Raw genomic sequence first — 2,410 nt, forward strand, 5'->3', positions numbered from 1 at the left:
ACATCAACCCTTCCAACTTAATTTCAACTTCCCAATAAAAAAAATTGAAAAAATATTTGCGTAGCTAAATGACTTCATATATATTTGTAGTCAAATAACTTCATAATGAAATTAAGACGAGACATATTTCAAGCAATTTCCGACCCGACAAGGCGAGCGATATTGGTGTTGCTAACCTCACAAGCTATGACCGCAGGAGCAATTGCTGAAAACTTTAATGCCGCAAGACCTACCATTTCAAAGCATATTCAAATTTTGAACGAATGCGAACTCGTAGAGGCAAACCAACAAGGTCGAGAAATCTACTACGAACTGAAAATTGAAAAAATGAAAGAAATCGATAAATGGTTGGAACAGTTCAGAAAAATTTGGGAAAACCGTTTTGACCAACTAGACAATTTATTATCAACACTTAAAAACAAGAAAAATGAAAAATAATCTGTTATTCGACTTTACTGTCGACAAAAAAAAAAGTACCGTTTTTGTAAACCGAGAATTTGATGCAGACCAACCAATGGTTTGGGATGCTTTTACAAAACAGGAAATCCTTGACCAATGGTGGGCACCACAACCTTGGAAGTCAAGAACAAAGTATATGAACTTTGAAGAAGGTGGACGAAGATTTTACGCTATGGTCGGTCCCGAAGGCGAAGAACATTGGTCCATTCAAGACTTTACTTCAATTTCACCCAAAGATAATTTCCAATTCAAGGACGCTTTTGCAGACAAGTACGAAAACATTAACGAACAAATGCCTTCTGCCAATTGGAACTTGGACTTTAGCGAAGCTGATGGTATTACAACGGTAAAGATTTCTATCAAACACGCAAAACTTGAAGACCTTGAAATGCATATACAGATGGGCTTCAAAGAAGGGTTTACAGCGACATTAAACCATTTAGCAAAGTTATTATCATCTTCAAAATAATTACTACACAATGAGAAAATTATCACTATTCATAGCAACAAGTTTGGACGGATATATTGCAAAACCCAATGATGACCTCAGTTTTTTAAATATCGTAGAAAAAAAAGGAGAAGATTATGGGTATAAGGAATTTACAGATACAGTTGATACAATTATCCTTGGAAGAAAAACTTATGACTATGTGCTAAAGGAAATTGGAGATTCTCATTATGATAATGGAAAAAGAGACGTCTATGTCATTACAAGAACTCCTAAACAAAAAGTGGGTAGAACAACTTTTTACACGGAAAATTTAACCGATTTGGTTAAACAATTAAAATCTGAGAAAGGGCAGAATATTTATTGTGATGGTGGAGCGGAAATAATAAACGAACTTTTAAAAAGTGATTTAATAGATGAATTTATAATTTCTGTCATCCCTATTCTACTTGGAAATGGTACAAGACTCTTCAAGGATGGAAGACCTGAACAAGAACTTAATTTTATTAATGCTAAGACGTATGATCCGGGATTGGCTCAATTACATTACAAACGAATATTAAAAAAATAAGACAATGAAAAAAGCTAAAATCATTTTTTGGACGGCTACAATTATTATAGCACTTTGGGAAGCCGTTATGCCAATGAGTACTTGGATTTTTGCACCAGAGTATATGACAATCGGAACAAAAGCTTTAGGCTATCCCGATTATTTCGCATACGCTTTAGCGATAGCAAAAGTCCTTGGAGTTATTGCGATTGTTTACCCAAAAACACCTGAAAAGCTAAAAGAATGGGCATATTCAGGACTTGCTTTCACACTTATTTTTGCGTTCATAAGTCACGCTTGTGTAGATAAGAACATCGGTTATATGATTATGCCTTTGGCTTTCTTGGGCATACTTGCACTTTCTTACCATTACAAAAACAAAATCAAAACAATAAACTAAAAATCAAAAAAAATGGCAAAACAAATCTTTATCAATTTAGCTGTAAAAGACGTTAACAAATCAATGGACTTTTATACAGCATTGGGATTTACGAACAATCCTCAATTTTCAGACGACACCACAAAATGTATGGTGTGGAGCGATACAATTTTCGTAATGCTAATGGCACACGAAAAATTTTCAACCTTTGCCACCAAGCCAATTGCAGACACGAAAGCAAATATTGCCGGACTTTATTCTTTATCTACCGATAGCGTGGATGAAATGAATGAAATTTTGGAAAACGGATTAAGGGAAGGCGGAAATGAACCAAACGAATTAAGGGATTACGGTTTTATGCAACAACGAACAATCGAAGATTTGGACGGACACACTTGGGAAATGTTCTATATGGATATGTCAAAAATGCCAACGGAATAAAAACTGCCCACAACAACGTGTATAAGCAATAGCGTTTTAGGTGCTAACCTGAACCGTTTTCGCATAAATTAAATATATTGTTATCCGAAAAGTAGTTGCTTAAAACCCGCTACTGCTCATACACAAAACCGTT

General features: G+C 34.9%; 5 protein-coding genes. All 5 read left to right on the forward strand.

What is annotated here, in order from left to right:
* The first annotated feature begins 105 nt into the window (after positions 1–105).
* Genes CHB68_RS18345 through CHB68_RS18365 form a run of 5 tightly spaced genes read left to right on the forward strand, consistent with a single transcriptional unit; the run spans position 106 to position 2,277 of the window.
* Positions 106–438 (forward strand): metalloregulator ArsR/SmtB family transcription factor, encoded by a 333-nt coding sequence (locus CHB68_RS18345; RefSeq protein ID WP_089263386.1) that lies wholly within the window; start codon positions 106–108, stop codon positions 436–438.
* Positions 428–928, forward strand: a complete 501-nt coding sequence (locus tag CHB68_RS18350) for an SRPBCC family protein (protein WP_089263388.1) — start codon at positions 428–430, stop codon at positions 926–928. Before CHB68_RS18345 ends, CHB68_RS18350 begins: the two co-directional genes overlap by 11 nt.
* Positions 929–938: 10 nt before the next feature.
* Positions 939–1,478, forward strand: a complete 540-nt coding sequence (locus tag CHB68_RS18355) for a dihydrofolate reductase family protein (RefSeq protein ID WP_089263390.1) — start codon at positions 939–941, stop codon at positions 1,476–1,478.
* Between the two features lie 4 nt (positions 1,479–1,482).
* A complete protein-coding gene (locus tag CHB68_RS18360; protein WP_089263392.1) occupies positions 1,483–1,857 on the forward strand; it encodes a DoxX family protein in 375 nt (124 codons plus the stop codon).
* A gap of 12 nt (positions 1,858–1,869) precedes the next feature.
* On the forward strand, positions 1,870–2,277 hold the full coding sequence (locus CHB68_RS18365) for a VOC family protein (RefSeq protein ID WP_089263394.1): 408 nt from the start codon (positions 1,870–1,872) through the stop codon (positions 2,275–2,277).
* Positions 2,278–2,410: the final 133 nt, after the last annotated feature.

Source organism: Maribacter sedimenticola (assembly GCF_900188415.1).
GTDB classification, from domain to species: Bacteria; Bacteroidota; Bacteroidia; order Flavobacteriales; family Flavobacteriaceae; genus Maribacter; species Maribacter sedimenticola.